Consider the following 18,720-nt stretch of genomic DNA (forward strand, 5'->3'; position numbering starts at 1 on the left):
TTAATTCAAAAGGTTAGTAAAGAACACATCAAAACCTGCACTATAACTAGCGATTTTGAGTATAATTAAATACAAGGCTAAAAGACCTGCTAAAGGCACCAAATCTGTTTTGACAACTAGTTTTATTGTTAAAAATCCAACTATTGAAAATAACATCCCTGTTATAAAAAATAAAATATAATTGTGTAGGGAGAAAAAAGGAATTACAGCAACAAAGAATAGCACATCCCCCAATCCCATATTTCTTTTAAAAGGATTCGTAAATCTTTTGTTCTTTGCTGATAAATAAAAATATAAACCTCCAAAAGTAATTATCAGAAAAGCCAAGCTATACAACAAATTAATTGCACTATAGCCATTTCTGAAATAGGAAATTAACCCAAAAATTAAAATCAAAATGGGTAATGAAATATGAATAGCTCTAAGCTTTAAATCCTGAATAAATACCAATGTAAATAATAGTATTATGATTATTTGAATAACAGTATCCAACGAATTAGTCTTTAACTGTTTCTTTTAATGTCTTTTTTTGATCGATCTCCCAGGTATTATAATTACCGTCATCATCAAAATCAGACAACGAAGTAGCGGTAGCCTTAAAAGAATTTGTCGAAGCTTCGATAATCTCTATCCGATATACAGCTTGCCCTCCTTGCTCTATAGTTAATGCAGGTTCAAAACCTAATTCATCAAAATCAGCGGTGTATTTAGAATGTCTGAAAAAGTAGTTTTTCTCTAATCCGTATAAATGATTTAACATACTCTGCGCTTCTATAGATTTGGCTTGTGTAATCACAGAAGTCTGACTAGGAAGAACCATAAGAAGTAAAATACCAATAATACAAAGTACAATCAATATTTCGGTCATAGAATATGCCGCAGCATACCAGTTGTTTTTGCGTTTCATAGGCTTGTTATGTAATCTTAATGAATTCATTAAGATCGATTTAGGGTTTGCAAAAGTATTAAATTGTGTTAACAAAATCTAAATTTTTTAGTTTCCATTTATAATTTTACTAAGATCAAACATCGGTGCATACATAGCAACCATTATAAGACCTACAATTAAGCCAATGATGATGATGATCAACGGCTCTAGAACAACTCCAATCATCTTGGTTTTATGTTCTACTTCTTCATCATACTCATCTGCTAGTCTAGAAAACATCGTATCTAATTCATTAATTTCTTCTGCTACTTCTACCATAGAAATTAATTTATATTCATAAATCTTGTGTTTTTTCATAGCTGCTGCAAAAGGGATCCCTTTAATCACATCATTTCTTATAGGGTCAATTGAAGATTCGATTGGATAAAAACCGATCATTTTCTTCACCATATCCAGTGATTCTGTCAAGGAGGTTTTTGAAGTCAATAATAGATCCAAAAACTGACAATATCTTGCCAAATACATCATTTTGACTAGTCTTCCGAAAAAAGGAATTCTTAGAATAATTTTTGATTTAATACTTCTAAAAGAAGTATTCTGACCATAAATTTTCACCAAAAACATACTGGTGATAATAACCAATAAAACAACCACAAATATTGTTGGAAATTTCTCGGATAAAACGATTATATTTTTTGTCAATGCGGGAAGATCTCCATCAAATTGATTAAAAACCGACTTAAACATTGGCACCACATAGGTTAACATAAAATACAAAACTCCAACAGTCAACACCAAAACGAATGAAGGATAGGTAATCACTGAGATAATTTGTTTTCTCAATTTGATCTGACGTTTAAAATATTTGTGTAATTCCAAGAGTACAGTATCTAATTTTTTTGTTTCCTCTCCTATCTTAATACTAAAATATTCATAGGATGAAAAAAGTCCGGTATCCTCTAAAGCTTCGTAAAAGCTTTTACCTTTTACAATCTTGGCTTTTAATTCTAAGATTAAATCTTTTAGGTGTTTCTTTTTTTGTTGATTCGCCAATATCTCTAAAGATGTTTTGAAATCGACCCCGGCATTAAGAAGTGTTGACAAATCTTTATACAAAACTTCTTTCTCTTTTGCTCCTAATTTTTTGGAAAAACTGAATTCTTGATTAAAGAAATTGCCAAGAGAAGATGGTTTATTATTCGTCTTTATATTTGGTTTATTATGGATTTTACTTACATCAATTCCCATTACAATTTTAATTTGAAATTAGGAGCATAGTCCTTGGTAATTATAAACTCTATTGGTTCATCAAATAGAGTCGTTCCTATACTCATTTTAGTAACAAGATCTTCTTTTGTAATACTATTAAAATCTGTTAATATCTTAATTTTTTCTATTGGTAAAGTATCCAGCATTTCAATCTGCCTTCTAATTAGAAACTTGTCTGTAATTTTATATTCTATTTCTTTATTGTTATATGCAATCACTTTAAATCCTTTATAAAATTTTACAATTCTCTCTGCATTAAAAAAATCGGTTCTTAGTTGCACATAACTTGTTGTTAATTCATTTTGTTCATCTATAGAAGCTTGGTAGTTTATAACCTGTTTTACGAATGAGGCATAGGCAAAGTATATTAAACCCATTATGATTGACATAATGGTCAGATTAATTAACATTTCTAATATGGTAAATGCTTTTACCTTACTCATCGTTCTTTTTATTGACTAACAAATAGTTATATATAATTGTATCCGAAGCTGTTTGTACGATAAACTTTATATTTTTCAACTCCTTATTACTTTGAAAATCTTCAACTTTCTTTTTAATCGAATATGTTTTAAACTCATATAATTCATCATCAAAATCATTCGAAATTTTAGCATTATCATATAATTCCGCGACTTTGAACTTTATTTTATAAGTGTTCAAAGATGAACTACTATTTAAAACAGCTGCATACAATCTAATAGCTACTAATAAGCAGGTAGCAATGATCGTAATTGCTATTACAGATTCAATTAAAGAACTTCCTTTAAGGAAATATTTATTGTATGTTTTTGATTCTTTCAAGTCTGTTTTCTCCTGTATTTTCAAATAATGGCAATCTTACAAAGTTATCCGGTAGTTCGGATGCATCAATTACTCCATTTAGGATAACATCAGCATACTTAGAACTTCTAGTTTCTAATTGTAATTTATGCGTATATAAAGAACCAATAATACTTCCCTTTAATTCCATAATACCATTACAATAAACATCTCCAACTACTAATGAATTTTTATCAATAGCAACGAAATTGTTTTGCTTTTCTCTAAAACTAGAGCCGTTGATCACAATCCCACCATAAATCTCAACATCTTCTGCTATACTAATTTTCTTTTCATAATCTCGTGTAGATGCTTCTATCACTATACAAGAGGGATATCGTAATTTTACTTCAGATTCTATAGTTACTTCTTTATCTGCATAAATTTGCAGACTACCCTCAAAACCTTCTTCGAGCACTACTTTTGGTGCCTCAATGATTACATCTTCGATTTTTGAGGTATTATTGACTCGAATAGTATCCAGTGATTTTATGATAAAATTACCTTTGATATTTAATCTATCAAGCGTTTCTCCTCTATCCAAATAAACTATTGTAGTCTGCTGGTCAAATCCGCGATATATTGGTTGGTTTTCTTTTAATTTAGATAAAGTGATTTCTATAGTATTTTTTGGATATTCTAATTTTGGTGAAGTTATTTTAGGTAAATTCTGAGAAGAAACGGCAATATTTCCTTCAATTTTCGGATTATTTGCTTGTTGATTCCCTAAAATGTTTACTGTTTTATATCTTTTTTTGGGGAGTTTCATACTCCCTTTGATTCGGGTAGTTCCTGAAATTTTTAGTTCTTCTCCAAAATCACATAAATACAGTGCTAATGGGTTTTTATCCACAACCTCACCTATTATATAATTTCTATCAATAGTATCTTTTTTAAAAAATGCTTTACCTAATAATTTAGAGTACATTCCCCATCGTTCTTTTGTGAACTCACACAATAATCCATCACCAAACAGATCGACTTGCTGCATACTGGTTTTTTCAAAAGATTTAGGGTTCAACAAAAAATAATTAAAACAAGAAGCACAACGATCTATAAGCTGTTCTTTTACAGATTGTCGGGTTTCTAACGTTTTATTGATAGTAAAAATGTATATAAGTCCGCCACTGAGAATGGCAATAATCAAACACACGTAAATAGCATATAATAAAGAACCTGCTTTTAGCATTTACTTATTGTTTTTTGGAAATGTTTTTTTTATCAGCTTCTTTCTTTTTTGCTAACTCTTTACGCTTTTTTTCTATTTCTTTCTTTTGCTTTCTTAGCTCTTTTTCTTTCTTTTCCTTCTCTTTTTCTTCAGGTGTTTTCTTCTTGAAAATATCTTTGAAAAAATCCTTTGTTTTACCTAAAAAACTCTTCTTTTCATTTTTGCCATCCTTTTCGTCGTCAGCAATTTCCTCTTTAATTACTTTTTCTCCTCTTTTGAAATAAAGCGTATCACCCGTATGATGGGTAATCCATCTACCGTGTTTTTTATTGTTTTTATATTTTCCGCTTACTAAAAGAACTCCAGATTCTGCAAACTCTTGATAAGAACCAGAAAGAAACCCGTTTTGCCAATTTGATATCGTTTTAATTTTTCCGTTTTCATACCAGTTCTTCCAAGTATCATCTTTAAGACCATAATCAAATTCACCTTGTTCAGCGATTCCGTTTTTCCTATAGGTCTTGTTATATTGTCCGTGTAAAATCTGGCCATCTCCACCCCCAAAAGAAGAATGAATTTTCCCACTTTTATACCAATAATATTCTTTTAAATTTTCGTAATTGGATGCATTCTTACTAGAAACGTAAAATGTGTAATTATAGTCATCATCAGAAATAACCTTTCTACTTATATCTTTATTGATATATTGTGTAGATCCGAATAGTAAAATTAGCGTAAGCAATAATTTCATTTTGGGTAAATTTTAGGGTTTGCAAAGAAACTACTTTCATTCGAAAAAAAGAACAAAAAATACAGTTTTTTGATAATCAGTTATATACAAAAAAATCTGACTACGGTACACATACCCCTATATAACCGTAGCCATTGATTCTTCAGCAATTGTTTATCCAAATCATATGCTTACCATATTCATTAAATTAAACTATTACTATATACATGTGTCGTAAGGAATTGTTTTGTTACCTCGCTTTCTCATATTTTTTTGATTTTTTTTTAAATCTGGACAAATGACAACTGCAAAAAATCGATATTAAATAATGATCTTGTCTTCCTGTCTTTTATAATAATGAGAATTAAAGCTGAAACTACGTTTTGAGTTTCTAAATCATAAGCAATCAGGCAACTTCTTGACCTGTTGAGGCTTCCCAGATCATAAACCACTCTTCATCTGTGATTTCTACAGAGAGTGACTCTACTGCTGAATGTATACGATTTATTTTAGTAGAACCAATCACCGGTAATATCCCCGAAGGATGCTTTAACAACCAAGAGGTTAATATTTGATCTGCAGATGCATCATACTTGTCTGCTAAGACATTAACAACTTTATTAATTCTTACAACCTGCTCACCAGGTTCTTTTGAAAAAAACTTCCCTCCGGCTAAAGTAGAATATGCCATTGGTTTTATATCAAACTTTATACATTGATCTAGAGTGCCATCAATAAATGGTGCTAAATGCAGCGGAGAAATTTCAATTTGATTGGTTTGTAATGGAAAAAAAGAGTGTAACATATCAAATTGAGGAGTAGTGAAATTTGATACTCCAAAATGCAACACCTTTCCGCTTGATTTTAAAGTACTAAAGGCCTCTGCTATTTCGTGTGGATTCATCAAAGGGCTTGGTCTGTGAATCAGCAGCATGTCGATATAATCCGTTTGTAAATTTTTTAGTGATTGTTCAGCAGAATCTATGATATAATTCTTGGTAGTTTTATAAGATTTTATCTGGTTATCCGGCCTATTGGGAGTAACCAATCTTATTCCGCATTTAGTAACAAGCTGAATCTTTTCTCTAAGAGAACTATTATTCTTTAAAGCATTCCCGAATAAGGTTTCTGTGGTGTAATGTCCATAAATATCGGCATGATCAAAAGTAGTTACTCCGATAGAAAGACAATCTTCAATAAGCTTTTGAGATTCATTAGGGGTAAGATTAGCTCCCCATTTTCCCCAATTCATGCAACCAGCTACTATTCTTGAAAATAACGGCCCGTTCTCTGAAACCTTTGTATTCATTTTATTTAATTTTTAGACTTTAACTTAATGCGAATTAATAATTGATTGCCTCATAAATCAATCGCTGAATTTCTGATCTAATATCATTTGATATCAATTTACGATTGGCAGAATCCGGAAAAGTACGGTTGCTTAGAAAAACATAAATTATTTCTTCATCAGGATCGGCCCAGGTAAACGTTCCGGTAAAACCGCTATGACCATAGCTATTCATCGATATACAACCACAGGTTGGCCCTACGTCTCCTAACTGGGGTTTATCAAAACCAACTCCTCTTCGTACATCTTTATCACAATAGGTACAGGTATTAAATTCTTCAATAGTTTGACGACTTATAAATTGTTTCCCTCCATAATATCCTCCATTAAGATACATCTGCATCATTTTTGTAACGTCATTTGCGTTGGCAAATAATCCTGCGTGACCACCAATACCGCCAAACATAGCTGCTCCTTGATCATGAACATATCCTTGAATAATTTCTTTTCTATACGCTTGATCATTTTCTGTTGGAACGATACGCTTCTTTTCAAATTTATTTAAAGGCAAATAACCCATATTGTTTGCACCCATTGCCCGATAAAAATGTTGTTGCGTCAATGCATCTAAATTATTCCCATAATGTTCTTCGATAAATGCTTTCATCAAATAATAAGGAAGGTCGCTATATTTATAACTCAATCTATTTCGTAGTTCGCTGTCCTTGATTCTTAGCATAAGTGAGTCCTTCATATCACTTCTTAAATATAGATTACCTGTTACTTTAATGTTAAAGTCATCCGAAGGCTTATTTCTGTAATACTTTTTATCTGGTTTGGTAGTGACGGTATCTAATGTTTTCAGGTAAAAAGGAATCCAGGCTCTTAATCGTGCATAATGAGACAACATCGACCTGACTGTAATATCTTTTTTATTAGAATCACTAAAAAAGGGTAGCATTTCTCCTACTCTGGTATCCAAAGATAAAATACCTTTATCTTTCAATTCCATAGTTAAAGGTAATGTAGAAAGAATCTTTGTTAAGGAAGCAAGATCATAAATATCGGAACTTTTTACTTTCCTTGATCTGGCATAGGTATGGTATCCATAATTTTTATTAAAAACTACCTTACCTTTTCTGGCTACAATAAGCTGTAAACCAGGGGTCATTTCCTCTTGTAGAGCTATATTAACTATAGAATCAATACGTTCCAATTTATGAGAATTCATACCTACGGTTTCAGGAATGCCGTAAGTAAGGCGTTTAAGAGACCTAGTTTCGATTCCGGTTCCTAAAGGAAAATCCTCTCCGAGACTAACCGGTAGCTTTCCTTTAGCCTCGATTGCACCAAAAAGCAATTGTGCGGCTTTCTGCTGTGCAACCGCACTATTTTGGTAGGCCATTAAAATGCCTTCAAAATTTGTGGTTGTTTGCAAATCTAACATCGCATAAGGTCTAGAAAAAACACTTAGAACTGTGTTATTTAGTCTTGCTATTTCGTATAACCAGACGAGTTCTTTGTCCTTAAAGTTATACTCTTTCCAAGGATTATCATTTGATTTATGCAAACCAACAATGACATAATTATAATTACGTAACTGATCTAAAATATCTGGTAGTTGATTGCCTTTCACCCAATCAACTTTTGTATACTTATTTAGCTCTTCAAAAAACACTTCTCCAGAATCATCACCCAACGATACGTATGCTATTTTTTTGAGGTCTAAATTTTTAACTGGTAAGATTGCCCTGTCATTTTTAATTAAGGTTAATGAGTTTTCTACCAATTTATGATGTAACACCTCATTTGCGATGCTATTAAGCTCTTCAATAAGATATTCAGTTTTAACGGGCTTGTATTGATGAAGTCCTGCTTTAAATTTTGCTAGTAAAATCTTTTTAACAGAACGTGACAAGCGTTCTTCAGTAATTTCTCCTGCGTAATATGCAGAAACCATTTTTTGAGATGCCAAAGGCACATCTTCAGATATCAACAAAATATCGTTTCCTGCATTAAAAGCAGCCAAATCGATGTCTCCGGGAGCTTTAAAATTAGAGGCTCCTTTCATGTTCAGGGCATCTGTAATAATTAGTCCCTGAAAACCTAGCGTATCCTGCAGAATATTTGTTACTACATTCTCGGAGATCGAAGATGGATATCCTGATCTGGGCTCTAAGCTAGGTATGTTTAGATGGGCTACCATAACACTAGATAAACCATCTGCAATCAATTTTCGGTAAGGATACAACTCAATACTATCTATCCTTTTTTGATCAAAGTTAATAGTCGGTAATGTCTTGTGTGAATCACTATCTGTATCGCCGTGACCCGGAAAATGCTTAGCACTTGCTAAAACCCCTTCTTGTTGCATACCTTTCATAAAAGCTAATGCTTTTTCTGTAACATTATCCTTATCTTCTCCAAAAGAACGATTACCGATTATTGGGTTCTTAGGGTTTGTATTCATATCTACAACCGGAGCAAAATTAATATGAACCCCTAATCTTTTGCAATGCTTGGCTATTTGCCTACCGGTTTCTTCTACTAATCCATTATCCTGAATGGCACCCAAAGTCATATTCCACGGAAACGCTTTGGTAGAATCTAGTCGCATAGCCAAACCCCATTCTGCATCCATACCGATTAGCAAAGGAATTTTTGAAAGTTCTTGATACTCGTTGTTTAATTTAGCTTGACGTTGCGGTCCGCCTTTAGAAAAAATAATCCCTCCAATATGATACTCCTCAATTAACTTCTTAATTTTATCAGTTTCCTTTTTAGATTTAGAAGAAAAAACATCTACCATAAACAGTTGACCTATCTTTTCTTTTAACGTCATTTTATTGTAAATACTATCCACCCAAAACTTTTGAGCATCATAATTGTCTTTAACAATAAGAGGACTTACCGGGACTGAACTAATTTCTGGTTTAACTAATAAAGAATCAGTCGACACTTCTACAACCGGACTCTCTGTTTTTACAACATCAGATTGCTGAGAAAATGCGGTTAACGTGAAAATAAAAACTAAACAGGAAAAGTATTTTGTTAAGGAATAATGCACAAAAACTAATTTAAAAAACGATTATGCCAACTTTCTTTTGCAGGAACCTCCCAATCTGTCTTATACTCAGCTATATTAGTAACCAAATTATTAAAAACTATAGTATTGGGAGATACAGATCGATTTTTTGCCATTTTCCTAAAATCCGAAAGAGATTTGTAGGCCACAAACTCACCTTGTTTGTAAGACACATTCATTTTATCCATTAAATCCACATTGTAATCGCTTTCGAGTTTTTGAATAAAACGAACAGAGGCATCTATGGAACACCCTGTTGCCTGATTCATTTCCTGATCCAACGCAATGGTTATAAATCTTTTATACTTTATGTCGTATCCAGCTTTAAGATCCGCCCCATGTGCAGTCCATTGGGTAATAAACAGATCTAATTTTTCTTTTATTTCTTCTAACTCCTCTGAAGTAAAGGATCTATTGGCTTGGTAAATCCAGATTCTTGAAGTATCAGGAAGGTCATTAAAATCTACTAACATCCGCTTTCTTTTTATTTTCTAAAATAACAAAAACTATTTCTAATTGTTGCAATAAAAAAGAGTTAATATGAACAAACATATCAACTCTTTCTGTGTTATAAATGGTCTTTTTGAAAATACTCTTACAGGTCTTGTGCATTTGCTATCAATTCTGCTACATCCATCACTTCGATGCTATCTTCTTTCTCCTTATTTTTCACACCGTCTGTCATCATCGTATTACAGAAAGGGCATCCAGCTGCTATAATATCAGGTTTTGTTTCTAATGCATCTTCAGTTCTTTCGATATTGACATCTTTATTACCCGGTTCTGGTTCCTTAAACATTTGAGCTCCTCCGGCTCCGCAACATAAACCATTGCGTTTACAACGCTTCATCTCTACGAGCTCCACCTCTAATTTTCTTAATAGATCTCTTGGAGCCTCATATACATTATTTGCTCTACCTAGATAACAAGGGTCATGAAAAGTGATTCTTTTTCCTTTAAACTTCCCTCCTTCTACAGTAAGTCTTCCTTCGTCTAAAAGAGATTTAAGGAACTGTGTATGATGCATTACTTCGTAATCGCCACCTAAAGCAGGGTATTCATTTTTTAACGTATTGAAACAATGAGGACAGGCCGTTACAACTTTTTTGATTTCATAAGCATTCATTACCTCGATATTCGTAACCGCTTGCATCTGAAATAAGAATTCGTTTCCAGATCTTTTGGCAGGATCTCCAGTACAGCTTTCCTCTGTACCTAATACAGCAAAGTCTACATTAGCATTGTGAAGTAACTTGACAAAAGCTTTGGTAATTTTCTTGGCTCTGTCATCAAAACTACCTGCACAACCTACCCAAAATAAAACTTCCGGCTTCTTTCCTTCAGCCATATACTCTGCCATTGTTGGCACCTTTACTGTTTCACTCATATGTATATACTATTTAGATGTAATGGATTTTTAGTTTAAAAGATTACAAACCAAAAATCAATATTTAATCGTGTTTGCCATCGTCAAAAACTTCGATAGTCACTACTCTTTCTACCAATTCGGTAAACTTACCTGTATAGCGTGTAGCTTTTACCAAGTGATTATCTATCCAATGATAGTTTCCTCCTCTTGGTTTCCCCATTAATAGACTATGATATTTAAATCCGTGCTTATCTAACCAGGTTTCCGTTACTTCTCTATGATCTTCTGTTCTAGAGGTGAAAAAACATATAATATGCCCTTCATCGTACCATTTATTTAGGGTCACCAATGCATCTGGAAATGGTTCACAAGTTACCATTCGCTCAGGTTCTTCATTAGGAACATCTTCTGTAATTGTTCCATCAATATCAATAAGATAGTTTTTAATCCCTTCTGGTAAAACAGGACTAATATGCTCTCCTGCTTCTACCTTATCATGCAATAATTTCTCTACTTCTTCCTTCTTCATAATTTCTAAATTCTCTTAATTTTTAAAAAAGTTTACGGTTAATAGTTATGGTTAATGAAATTCATATTTACTCTTGACTCCAGTTCAATCGATCCATTTGGTTAAATGGCCAAGGAGCACCATTATTTTCAATATTAGACATCATATTGTTAAGGTCGGATGGAGCTGCACTTTGTTCCATCACTAAATACCTTCTCATATCCAGAATAATTGACAGAGGGCTGATACTTACTGGACAAGCCTCTACACAAGCATTACAACTTGTACACGCCCATAATTCTTCTGGAGTTATATAATCGTTTAATAATTTTTTGCCGTCGTCAACAAAACTACCATTCTTGTCAATATTATCACCTACCTCTTGTAGACGATCTCTGGTATCCATCATTATTTTTCTTGGAGACAACTTCTTACCAGTTTGGTTTGCAGGGCATTCACTGGTACAACGTCCACACTCCGTACAGGTGTATGAATTTAGTAGTTGCACCCAATTAAGATCCATTACGTCTGAAGCTCCAAATGTTGAGGGTTCGGATTCCGTTTCGTCCTCAGCCGGAGCAGCAAAAGGGTCTGCATTAGGATCCATCATTAACATCACTTCATTTGTTACAGCTTCCAGGTTATCCATCTGTCCTTTTGGATTTAAATCTCCATAATAAGTATTAGGAAAAGCCAATAAAATATGTAGATGCTTTGAAAAATATAAATAATTCAGGAATATGAGAATACCAATTATATGCATCCACCACGCTCCTCTTTCGATAAGAATCAGCGTTCCTTCTTCCATACCACTAAATAAAGGAGAAATAAACTGACTTATAGGATACGCTCCAGCTTTTGCATAATGCTCAGCGCCCATATTTTGTAACTGTAAATCAGCCGCATTCATCGTAAGGAATAAGGTCATTAGAACCACTTCGAAATACAGAATAATATTTCCGTCATTCTTAGGCCAACCTTTTAGGGTTTTAAATCTTTTAATATTAATTACATTTCTTCTGATCCAGAAAATAAATACACTTACTAATACTAATAATGCTAAAACCTCAAATGAACCGATTAAGAAATCATAGAATCCTCCTAAAAAAGCAAATATTCTGTGGGTTCCAAAAATACCATCAATTATAATCTCTAATACCTCGATATTGATAATAATAAATCCTAAATAAACGATCACGTGCAATATACCTGCTATGGGTCGTCTTACCATTTTGGATTGCCCGAAAGCAATGAGCATCATATTATTAAAACGCTCTTTCTTATTATCGGACCGATCTACATCCTTACCCAATCGAATATTTCGAATGACTTTACGAATGTTTTTAGTAAAATATCCAATGCCTGCTATTAAAGCAATTACAAAAATGATATTAGGAATATATTGCATGTCTGGTAGTAGTTAGTTTATTGAATCTGTTGGTGGAACGTATGGTTTATTCTTTTTCCCAAAAACCGAAATATTTACATATCTCGTTGGATTAAGTCTAAGATCCTCTAGTAACAATTCTAGTTCTTTACTTGCTTTTTCTAAGTTATTATATAATTTATCATCTTTTAATAGTTTTCCAGCTGTTCCGTTACCAACTTCGAGATCTTTAGAAATCTTTTCGAAATTAGTCAAGACGCCGTCTAAATCATTAACCAGTTTTCCAATATTGACCTTTGATAAAGAATCTGAGAATTGATTGAGATTCGTAGATATTTTATCAAGGTTGGAAAGTGTACTATTTAGTTTTGTTTCATTACCGGATAAAATATTATTTAAAGAACCTGAAGCTCCTTTAAAGTTTTTAATAGTAATACTAAGGTCTTTAAAAATTGCATCTAAATTATTTTTATTATCAACAGATAAAATTTGATTTACAGATGTAAGAAGTGTATCTGCATCTTTAATTGCTGATTCTAACTTAAGCTGCAGAGGTGTTAATTGTTCGTTTACCAGTTCTAGCAATCCTGCTTTTATTCTTCCCGGCAATGTATCCTGATCTTTGGCTTCTTTGCCTTGCTCATATATTGGATTAATTGCTAAGGATTTACCACCTATTAAATCTCCTCCATACACCATAGCTTCACTATTCTTTGAAAAAGAAAAATCACTACTTACGTTAAACTCAACAACTAGGTTTCCTTTGGTATCCGCAAACTTAATAGAAACCACTTTACCCACAACCAGTCCATTAATGGTTACTGGAGAAGAGGGAATCAAACCTTCAACATTGTCGTACACCGCATAAAAGGTGCGATCATTTTCTAAAAGATTTTTTCCTTTTAAAAAACTATAACCAAAAATCAGAAGTGCTATAGCAGATAGTGCTAAAATTCCTGTTTTAACTTCTCTAGTAAATTTCAAAATAGCATATGTTTAGGACACAAATTTAGAATAAAAAATATACTTCCAAAGATTATTGATACACGAATTATCAGTATTTATTTAGATTAATTCGATGAAGTATCCATTTTTAACACTTCAGCAAGCGGAATTAATTGATTATCCTTAAAAGCAACAATAAAACAAGAAGGGTATCCCTTCTCAACCGCAACATTCTTTAAGTGCTTGATTAAATTATAATTAGAAGTATTTCCAAAATAATACTTATACAAGCCTTCAAACTGAATCTTGGATAGTTGATCCAATCCATTAAAATTTTTAGCATCTAATTCTACATCATTTGAACCTGCGGCAATTTGAACCTTAAAAGTAATACCCTCGTATATTTGTTCACCTAACACTTTTGTAATAGAATCATTAGTTACTATTTCGGGGATTTCGGGTTCAGGAATGTAATAGGATGCATCTAAACTTTCTTTATAATCTACTATCGAAGTAATAATAGATTTTGCCATTTCTTGTTGTCCTTTTTCAGAATTAAGATATTTTCCCTCCTTATTATTCGTAAGAAAGCCCAATTCTATGAGTACACTTGGCATATATGTTTGATGTAGCACGACAAAACCAGCTTGTTTTACGCCTCTGCTTTTTCTCTTTAACGTTTTATTAAATCTGTTCTGAACGAAACTTGCCAGTGTAAGACTCTGATCCAAGTATTCTTCCTGCATCAATGTCAGTCCGATTATGGATTCTGGAGAATTGGGGTCAAACCCATCATAATTTGCTTGGTAATTATCTTCCAATAAAATTACCGAGTTTTCATTTTTTGCTACATTAAAGTTTTCTTGGTTCGCGTGTAACCCCAACACAAAAGTTTCCGTTCCATAGGCCTGAGAATGATGAGAATTGCAATGAACTGATACAAATAAATCTGCTTTTGCCTTGTTTGCTATTTTTCCGCGTTCGTGCAACTCAATAAATTTATCTGTTTTTCTGGTATACACTACTTTAAAACGATCATCTTTTTCGAGCGCTGCTCCTACGGCCAGAACTACTTTCAGAGAAATGTCCTTTTCTTTGTATCCATTGCCTCTATTTCCGGGATCATGTCCACCGTGCCCAGCATCAAGTACTACTACAAACTTCTTTTGATTTATTTCTTCTGAAATGGATGTAGAGAATGCAGAAAGTACCAAAACTAATACAATCGATAAGGAACTATAAATTATTTTCTTCTTCATAATTATGCAAAATTATCACTTAGCTTGAAACATTCTATAATAGTTTCAGTATTTAATATACTATTTCTGAAATCAAAAGGTTATGATCTTAGAAATTACTAAATAAATTTTTAAATAAAATAACAATAGAGTGCTGTATTTGATATAAATATTTATTTTTTTGTCATTTACAATCTCTACATAAAAAATATATGTAATTTTGGCACTTCAAAAACTAAGCCATAGTTTTACAAAAATAGGATTTAAACCATTGCAAACAACGGTACGTAACATACTTTATTCACTAAGTTTTTCACTATTTTGTATTTGTATTACAACTGCACAAGAGTTTGATAAAACCACTGTAAAACCTGTTCCTGTTCAAAAAGATTCTATTAAGTCTCCTGAAAAAAAAGTAAATCCAAAATCAGAGATAGTGCAAAACGAAAAAGATCAGGATACTACAAAACAAGACACCACAGTTACACCACCCCAATTATTAACCGATAAGGTTAAATATAAGTCTACAGATTATATGAGGCTTAGTCGTAGAGAAAATAAAATGTATCTCTATAACGAAGCTGAAATTATATATGGCGAAATGCAAATCAATGCAGGTCTTATTATTGTGGATAATGCCAAAAATGAGGTATACGCATACGGAATTAAAGATTCCGTTGGTGATTATACCCAAACACCTGTTTTTAAACAGGCACAAAATGTAGTCGAACCAGATTCTATTCGATTTAATTTTGATACAGAAAAAGCTCTCATATATAACTCACGAACGAAACAAGGTGAGATGAATGTAAAGGGTGAAGTCTCCAAAAGAGTAAATGACTCTGTGATCTATATGAGTAATGTAAAGTTTACAACTGCAGAGGATATTGATAACGCAGATTATTACTTTTATGCAAGAAGAATAAAATTAGTTCCTAAAAAGAAAATTGTTACCGGTTTGGTAAATATGTTCATTGCAGATGTTCCTACACCTCTTGGACTTCCTTTTGGTTATTTCCCATTACAAGAGAAAAGAACTTCTGGTTTTATCATTCCTAGTTACGGAGAAGAAAATAACAGAGGGTATTTTTTGCAGAACGGAGGATATTACTTTGCTTTAAGCGATTACGCAGATCTAACCGTAACCGGAGATTATTACTCCAACGGTAGTTACACATTCCTTACAGAATCGTCATACGCAGTACGTTATAAATATAGAGGTAACCTACGTTTCAGGTTTGAAAATAACTTAACCAGTGAACGAGGATTTCCGGATTTTGCACAAAGAACCACTTATAATATTCAATGGAGTCATTCGCAAGATGCAAAAGCAAGCCCGAATTCCAGATTTTCTGCTTCTGTTAACTTTGGTAGTAGTGATTTCTTTCAGCAATCTACCAATCAACTTAATACAGGAAATTTTCTTAATAATCAACTTAGTTCTTCCATATCTTATTCTAAAACTTTTCAGGGAGATCCGCAGGTCAATGTTAATATAGCTGCTACTCATAACTCCAACACCAACACCGGGGAAGTAAATCTTTCTCTTCCTAATGTCAATGCAAGTATGTCAAGGATATTTCCATTTGCACCAAAAGTGGGTGTAAAAAAAGGAATCATTCATAATATAAATACTCAATATAACTTTAGAGGAGAAAACAGAATCAATACGACAGATGAAGATCTATTTAAGGCCGAGATGTTTAACGATGCTAGAATTGGAATGCAACATTCGATCCCGCTTAGTACTAATTTCAAGATTTTTAAATATCTAAGCGCCACCATGGGAACCAGTTTTCAGGAAAACTGGGTGTTTGAAACTATTAAACAGGAATATGATCCCGATATTAATGATGGTGCCGGAGGAGTTGTAAGAGATACAATTGCAGGTTTTGATGCTTTTAGAACTTACAATTTTTCTGCTAGCTTAGGGACAACAGTGTATGGTACTTTTAACTTCAAAAAAGATAAAAAAATACAAGCCATTCGTCATACGATGCGACCTTCTATAAGCTATAGTATCAACCCTGCTTTTGATCAGTTCTATGAAGAATACATCATTCCAGATGATCCTAGTACGGATGTAAACGAACGTGAGATAGTTGAATATTCGAGATTTGAAGGTGGTTTTTTTGGTGCCCCCAGCAACACCTTTTCCAGTAGTATTGGGTTTTCTTTAAGTAATAACCTGGAAGCTAAAGTAAGAAGCAAGGATACTACTGCTACTGAACCCAAAAAGGTGGTCTTGCTAAACAATTTAAATATTAGAACTGCTTATAACGTGGCGGGAGACTCTCTTCAATTGAGCCCAATATCTATTACAGGGAACATTCCGATAATTGAAAATAAGCTGGATATCAATTTTAGTGCTGAGTTGGATCCTTATGCACTGGATAATAACAATCGTAGATTTGATGTTTGGAACATTAATAATGGTGGTAGTTTGTTCAGACTGACCAGAGCAAGTGCCAATTTTGGATATTCATTCTCCAGTAAGGATTTTGAACAAGGTCAAGCTAATGATGATCCTACAAGTAATCCTACTTTCCAAAATGGTGGTAGACCTGATAATTTATTTGGTGGCGGTACTGATTTTAGAGAAGAGCAAACATATCGTAGAGACGATAATAAAGATAAAAGTCAGAAAGACATCAAAAACTACAATTACAAAATCCCGTGGTCTTTACGATTGTCTTATACGGTCAATTACAGTAATAACACCAGGCAAAATGAAATCTCATCACATTCTATCATGTTTTCCGGCGATGTGGAATTAGCTCCTAAATGGACGGTTGGTGTTTCCTCAGGGTATGATTTAAAAAACCCTGGGTTTACTTTCACTAATTTAAGATTTAAAAGAGATTTGGATAGCTGGACTATGAACTTTAACTGGATCCCGTTTAGTGAGCGAACCTCATGGAATTTCTTTATTGGTATATCTTCATCCGTGTTAAGTGATATTAAGTACGACAAAAGAAGAGAACCAGACAGGCAATTATAAATATGATTTTAACTTCTTTGTCCCTGCCTAAGGCATAAAGTTTAAAGAAATCATTGAATCTATATACACCAAAAACTTCACACATTATGAAAAAAATAATCACTACCTCCAAGGCACCAGCTCCAATTGGTCCATATAGTCAGGCAATCCTTAATGGAAATACACTTTATACATCTGGTCAAATAGCCATTAATCCAGAAACTGGAGCATTGGTTTTGGATGATATTAAAACGGAAGCTGAGCAAGTAATGCAAAATCTAAAAGCAATTTTAGATGAAGTAGAAATGACTTTTGAGAATGTCATTAAAACGACTATTTTTTTGAGTGATATGAATAATTTTTCTAAGGTTAATGAAGTTTACGGAGGTTATTTTAATGAAGATACAGCACCTGCGAGAGAAACAGTTGCCGTAGCAGCTTTACCAAAGTTTGTGAATGTCGAAATATCCGTAATCGCTGTAAAATAGAAAAACAGATTATCTTAAAATAATACAACTCAGGCAAACTCGCTTGAGTTTTCTATTTTTACTTATACTGATTTATATTTCATACCAACCCTAAGGATCGCTTCTATCAACCTATAAGAGAAATATAGAAAATCGGGAAACGCTGTATTCGCAACTAATCAAGTTGTTTATTTAGAGTCGTAAGCTTTACAATGCTTTGAGAAGTAGTTGTGCGGTGGCCGGATTTGTAGCTAGAGGCACATCGTAGACATCACATAATCTCATTAGCATAAATATATCAGGTTCGTGTGGATGTTTTGCCAAAGGATTTCTAAAAAATATAACCATATCGATCTTCTTTTCTGCCACACCAGCCGCTATCTGCGCATCTCCGCCAAGAGGTCCTGATAGTAATGCATCAACCTCAAAACCTGCTCGTTTTGCTTTTTCTCCAGTCGTTCCCGTTGCAATCAGATTTATATTTTTAGAACGTAATATTTCTTGATGCTCATTCAGAAATTGTACCATTTCTGCTTTCTTACCATCGTGTGCAATAATTGCTATTGTCATAATCT

18 protein-coding genes are annotated in these 18,720 nt (G+C 33.1%); 2 read left to right on the top strand and 16 right to left on the bottom strand.

Annotated features, from left to right (window positions below; translation table 11 throughout):
• From ACE94K_RS17325 to ACE94K_RS17395, 15 genes are all read right to left on the bottom strand, one after another.
• On the bottom strand, positions 1-492 hold the full coding sequence (locus ACE94K_RS17325) for a prepilin peptidase (protein WP_378175229.1): 492 nt from the start codon (positions 490-492) through the stop codon (positions 1-3).
• 4 nt (positions 493-496) lie between these two features.
• The gene (locus tag ACE94K_RS17330) at positions 497-937 is read right to left on the bottom strand and encodes a type IV pilin protein (protein ID WP_378175232.1); all 441 of its coding nucleotides are present in this window, start codon (positions 935-937) and stop codon (positions 497-499) included.
• 57 nt (positions 938-994) lie between these two features.
• Positions 995-2,137, bottom strand: coding sequence for a type II secretion system F family protein (locus tag ACE94K_RS17335; protein ID WP_378175235.1), 1,143 nt, complete (start codon positions 2,135-2,137; stop codon positions 995-997).
• On the bottom strand, positions 2,137-2,601 hold the full coding sequence (locus ACE94K_RS17340; protein ID WP_378175238.1) for a type II secretion system protein J: 465 nt from the start codon (positions 2,599-2,601) through the stop codon (positions 2,137-2,139). The genes ACE94K_RS17335 and ACE94K_RS17340 overlap by 1 nt, the downstream gene beginning before the upstream one ends.
• Entirely contained in the window at positions 2,594-2,962 is a 369-nt protein-coding gene (locus ACE94K_RS17345; protein ID WP_378175241.1) for a hypothetical protein, read from the bottom strand. Before ACE94K_RS17345 ends, ACE94K_RS17340 begins: the two co-directional genes overlap by 8 nt.
• Entirely contained in the window at positions 2,937-4,169 is a 1,233-nt protein-coding gene (locus tag ACE94K_RS17350) for a hypothetical protein (RefSeq protein WP_378175244.1), read from the bottom strand. The genes ACE94K_RS17345 and ACE94K_RS17350 overlap by 26 nt, the downstream gene beginning before the upstream one ends.
• 4 nt (positions 4,170-4,173) lie before the next feature.
• Positions 4,174-4,899 (bottom strand): toxin-antitoxin system YwqK family antitoxin, encoded by a 726-nt coding sequence (locus tag ACE94K_RS17355; RefSeq protein WP_378175246.1) that lies wholly within the window; start codon positions 4,897-4,899, stop codon positions 4,174-4,176.
• A 385-nt stretch (positions 4,900-5,284) separates the two neighbouring features.
• A complete protein-coding gene (locus ACE94K_RS17360; RefSeq protein ID WP_378175249.1) occupies positions 5,285-6,187 on the bottom strand; it encodes an aldo/keto reductase family oxidoreductase in 903 nt (300 codons plus the stop codon).
• A gap of 34 nt (positions 6,188-6,221) precedes the next feature.
• Complete coding sequence (locus ACE94K_RS17365) at positions 6,222-9,125, bottom strand: glycoside hydrolase family 3 N-terminal domain-containing protein (protein WP_378184304.1); 2,904 nt, start codon at positions 9,123-9,125, stop codon at positions 6,222-6,224.
• A 113-nt stretch (positions 9,126-9,238) separates the two neighbouring features.
• A complete protein-coding gene (locus ACE94K_RS17370; protein ID WP_378175252.1) occupies positions 9,239-9,724 on the bottom strand; it encodes an ABC transporter ATPase in 486 nt (161 codons plus the stop codon).
• Positions 9,725-9,846: 122 nt separating this feature from the next.
• Positions 9,847-10,638 carry a (Fe-S)-binding protein gene (locus ACE94K_RS17375; RefSeq protein WP_378175255.1) on the bottom strand — a complete coding sequence of 264 codons (792 nt, stop codon included), beginning with the start codon at positions 10,636-10,638 and terminating at the stop codon, positions 9,847-9,849.
• Positions 10,639-10,702: 64 nt separating this feature from the next.
• Positions 10,703-11,149, bottom strand: a complete 447-nt coding sequence (locus tag ACE94K_RS17380; RefSeq protein ID WP_378175258.1) for a phosphoheptose isomerase — start codon at positions 11,147-11,149, stop codon at positions 10,703-10,705.
• 67 nt (positions 11,150-11,216) lie between these two features.
• Positions 11,217-12,536: a 4Fe-4S dicluster domain-containing protein gene (locus ACE94K_RS17385; RefSeq protein WP_378175261.1), complete on the bottom strand. Its 1,320-nt coding sequence runs from the start codon at positions 12,534-12,536 to the stop codon at positions 11,217-11,219.
• Positions 12,537-12,548: 12 nt separating this feature from the next.
• Positions 12,549-13,499 carry an MlaD family protein gene (locus ACE94K_RS17390; protein WP_378175264.1) on the bottom strand — a complete coding sequence of 317 codons (951 nt, stop codon included), beginning with the start codon at positions 13,497-13,499 and terminating at the stop codon, positions 12,549-12,551.
• 86 nt (positions 13,500-13,585) lie between these two features.
• A complete protein-coding gene (locus tag ACE94K_RS17395) occupies positions 13,586-14,719 on the bottom strand; it encodes an N-acetylmuramoyl-L-alanine amidase (RefSeq protein ID WP_378175267.1) in 1,134 nt (377 codons plus the stop codon).
• A gap of 199 nt (positions 14,720-14,918) precedes the next feature.
• Between ACE94K_RS17395 and ACE94K_RS17400 the strand changes: the two genes are divergently transcribed.
• Both ACE94K_RS17400 and ACE94K_RS17405 read left to right on the top strand, forming a co-directional pair.
• Positions 14,919-17,699, top strand: coding sequence for a putative LPS assembly protein LptD (locus tag ACE94K_RS17400; RefSeq protein WP_378175270.1), 2,781 nt, complete (start codon positions 14,919-14,921; stop codon positions 17,697-17,699).
• Between the two features lie 86 nt (positions 17,700-17,785).
• On the top strand, positions 17,786-18,166 hold the full coding sequence (locus ACE94K_RS17405) for a RidA family protein (RefSeq protein ID WP_378175273.1): 381 nt from the start codon (positions 17,786-17,788) through the stop codon (positions 18,164-18,166).
• A 186-nt stretch (positions 18,167-18,352) separates the two neighbouring features.
• Here ACE94K_RS17405 and mgsA read toward each other — a convergent pair whose 3' ends face one another.
• Positions 18,353-18,715 carry a methylglyoxal synthase gene (gene mgsA / locus ACE94K_RS17410; protein ID WP_378175276.1) on the bottom strand — a complete coding sequence of 121 codons (363 nt, stop codon included), beginning with the start codon at positions 18,713-18,715 and terminating at the stop codon, positions 18,353-18,355.
• Between the last annotated feature and the right edge of the window lie 5 nt (positions 18,716-18,720).

The organism is Aquimarina besae (assembly GCF_042434905.1).
Classification (GTDB): Bacteria; Bacteroidota; Bacteroidia; order Flavobacteriales; family Flavobacteriaceae; genus Aquimarina.

What these genes read in the sequence shown, in the direction of transcription:
- ACE94K_RS17330 (WP_378175232.1), bottom strand. Translation starts at nt 937, where the DNA reads ATGAATTCATTAAGATTACATAACAAGCCTATGAAACGCAAAAACAAC.
- ACE94K_RS17335 (WP_378175235.1), bottom strand. Translation starts at nt 2,137, where the DNA reads ATGGGAATTGATGTAAGTAAAATCCATAATAAACCAAATATAAAGACG.
- ACE94K_RS17340 (WP_378175238.1), bottom strand. Translation starts at nt 2,601, where the DNA reads ATGAGTAAGGTAAAAGCATTTACCATATTAGAAATGTTAATTAATCTG.
- ACE94K_RS17350 (WP_378175244.1), bottom strand. Translation starts at nt 4,169, where the DNA reads ATGCTAAAAGCAGGTTCTTTATTATATGCTATTTACGTGTGTTTGATT.
- ACE94K_RS17355 (WP_378175246.1), bottom strand. Translation starts at nt 4,899, where the DNA reads ATGAAATTATTGCTTACGCTAATTTTACTATTCGGATCTACACAATAT.
- ACE94K_RS17360 (WP_378175249.1), bottom strand. Translation starts at nt 6,187, where the DNA reads ATGAATACAAAGGTTTCAGAGAACGGGCCGTTATTTTCAAGAATAGTA.
- ACE94K_RS17370 (WP_378175252.1), bottom strand. Translation starts at nt 9,724, where the DNA reads ATGTTAGTAGATTTTAATGACCTTCCTGATACTTCAAGAATCTGGATT.
- ACE94K_RS17375 (WP_378175255.1), bottom strand. Translation starts at nt 10,638, where the DNA reads ATGAGTGAAACAGTAAAGGTGCCAACAATGGCAGAGTATATGGCTGAA.
- ACE94K_RS17380 (WP_378175258.1), bottom strand. Translation starts at nt 11,149, where the DNA reads ATGAAGAAGGAAGAAGTAGAGAAATTATTGCATGATAAGGTAGAAGCA.
- ACE94K_RS17385 (WP_378175261.1), bottom strand. Translation starts at nt 12,536, where the DNA reads ATGCAATATATTCCTAATATCATTTTTGTAATTGCTTTAATAGCAGGC.
- ACE94K_RS17395 (WP_378175267.1), bottom strand. Translation starts at nt 14,719, where the DNA reads ATGAAGAAGAAAATAATTTATAGTTCCTTATCGATTGTATTAGTTTTG.
- ACE94K_RS17405 (WP_378175273.1), top strand. Translation starts at nt 17,786, where the DNA reads ATGAAAAAAATAATCACTACCTCCAAGGCACCAGCTCCAATTGGTCCA.
- mgsA (WP_378175276.1), bottom strand. Translation starts at nt 18,715, where the DNA reads ATGACAATAGCAATTATTGCACACGATGGTAAGAAAGCAGAAATGGTA.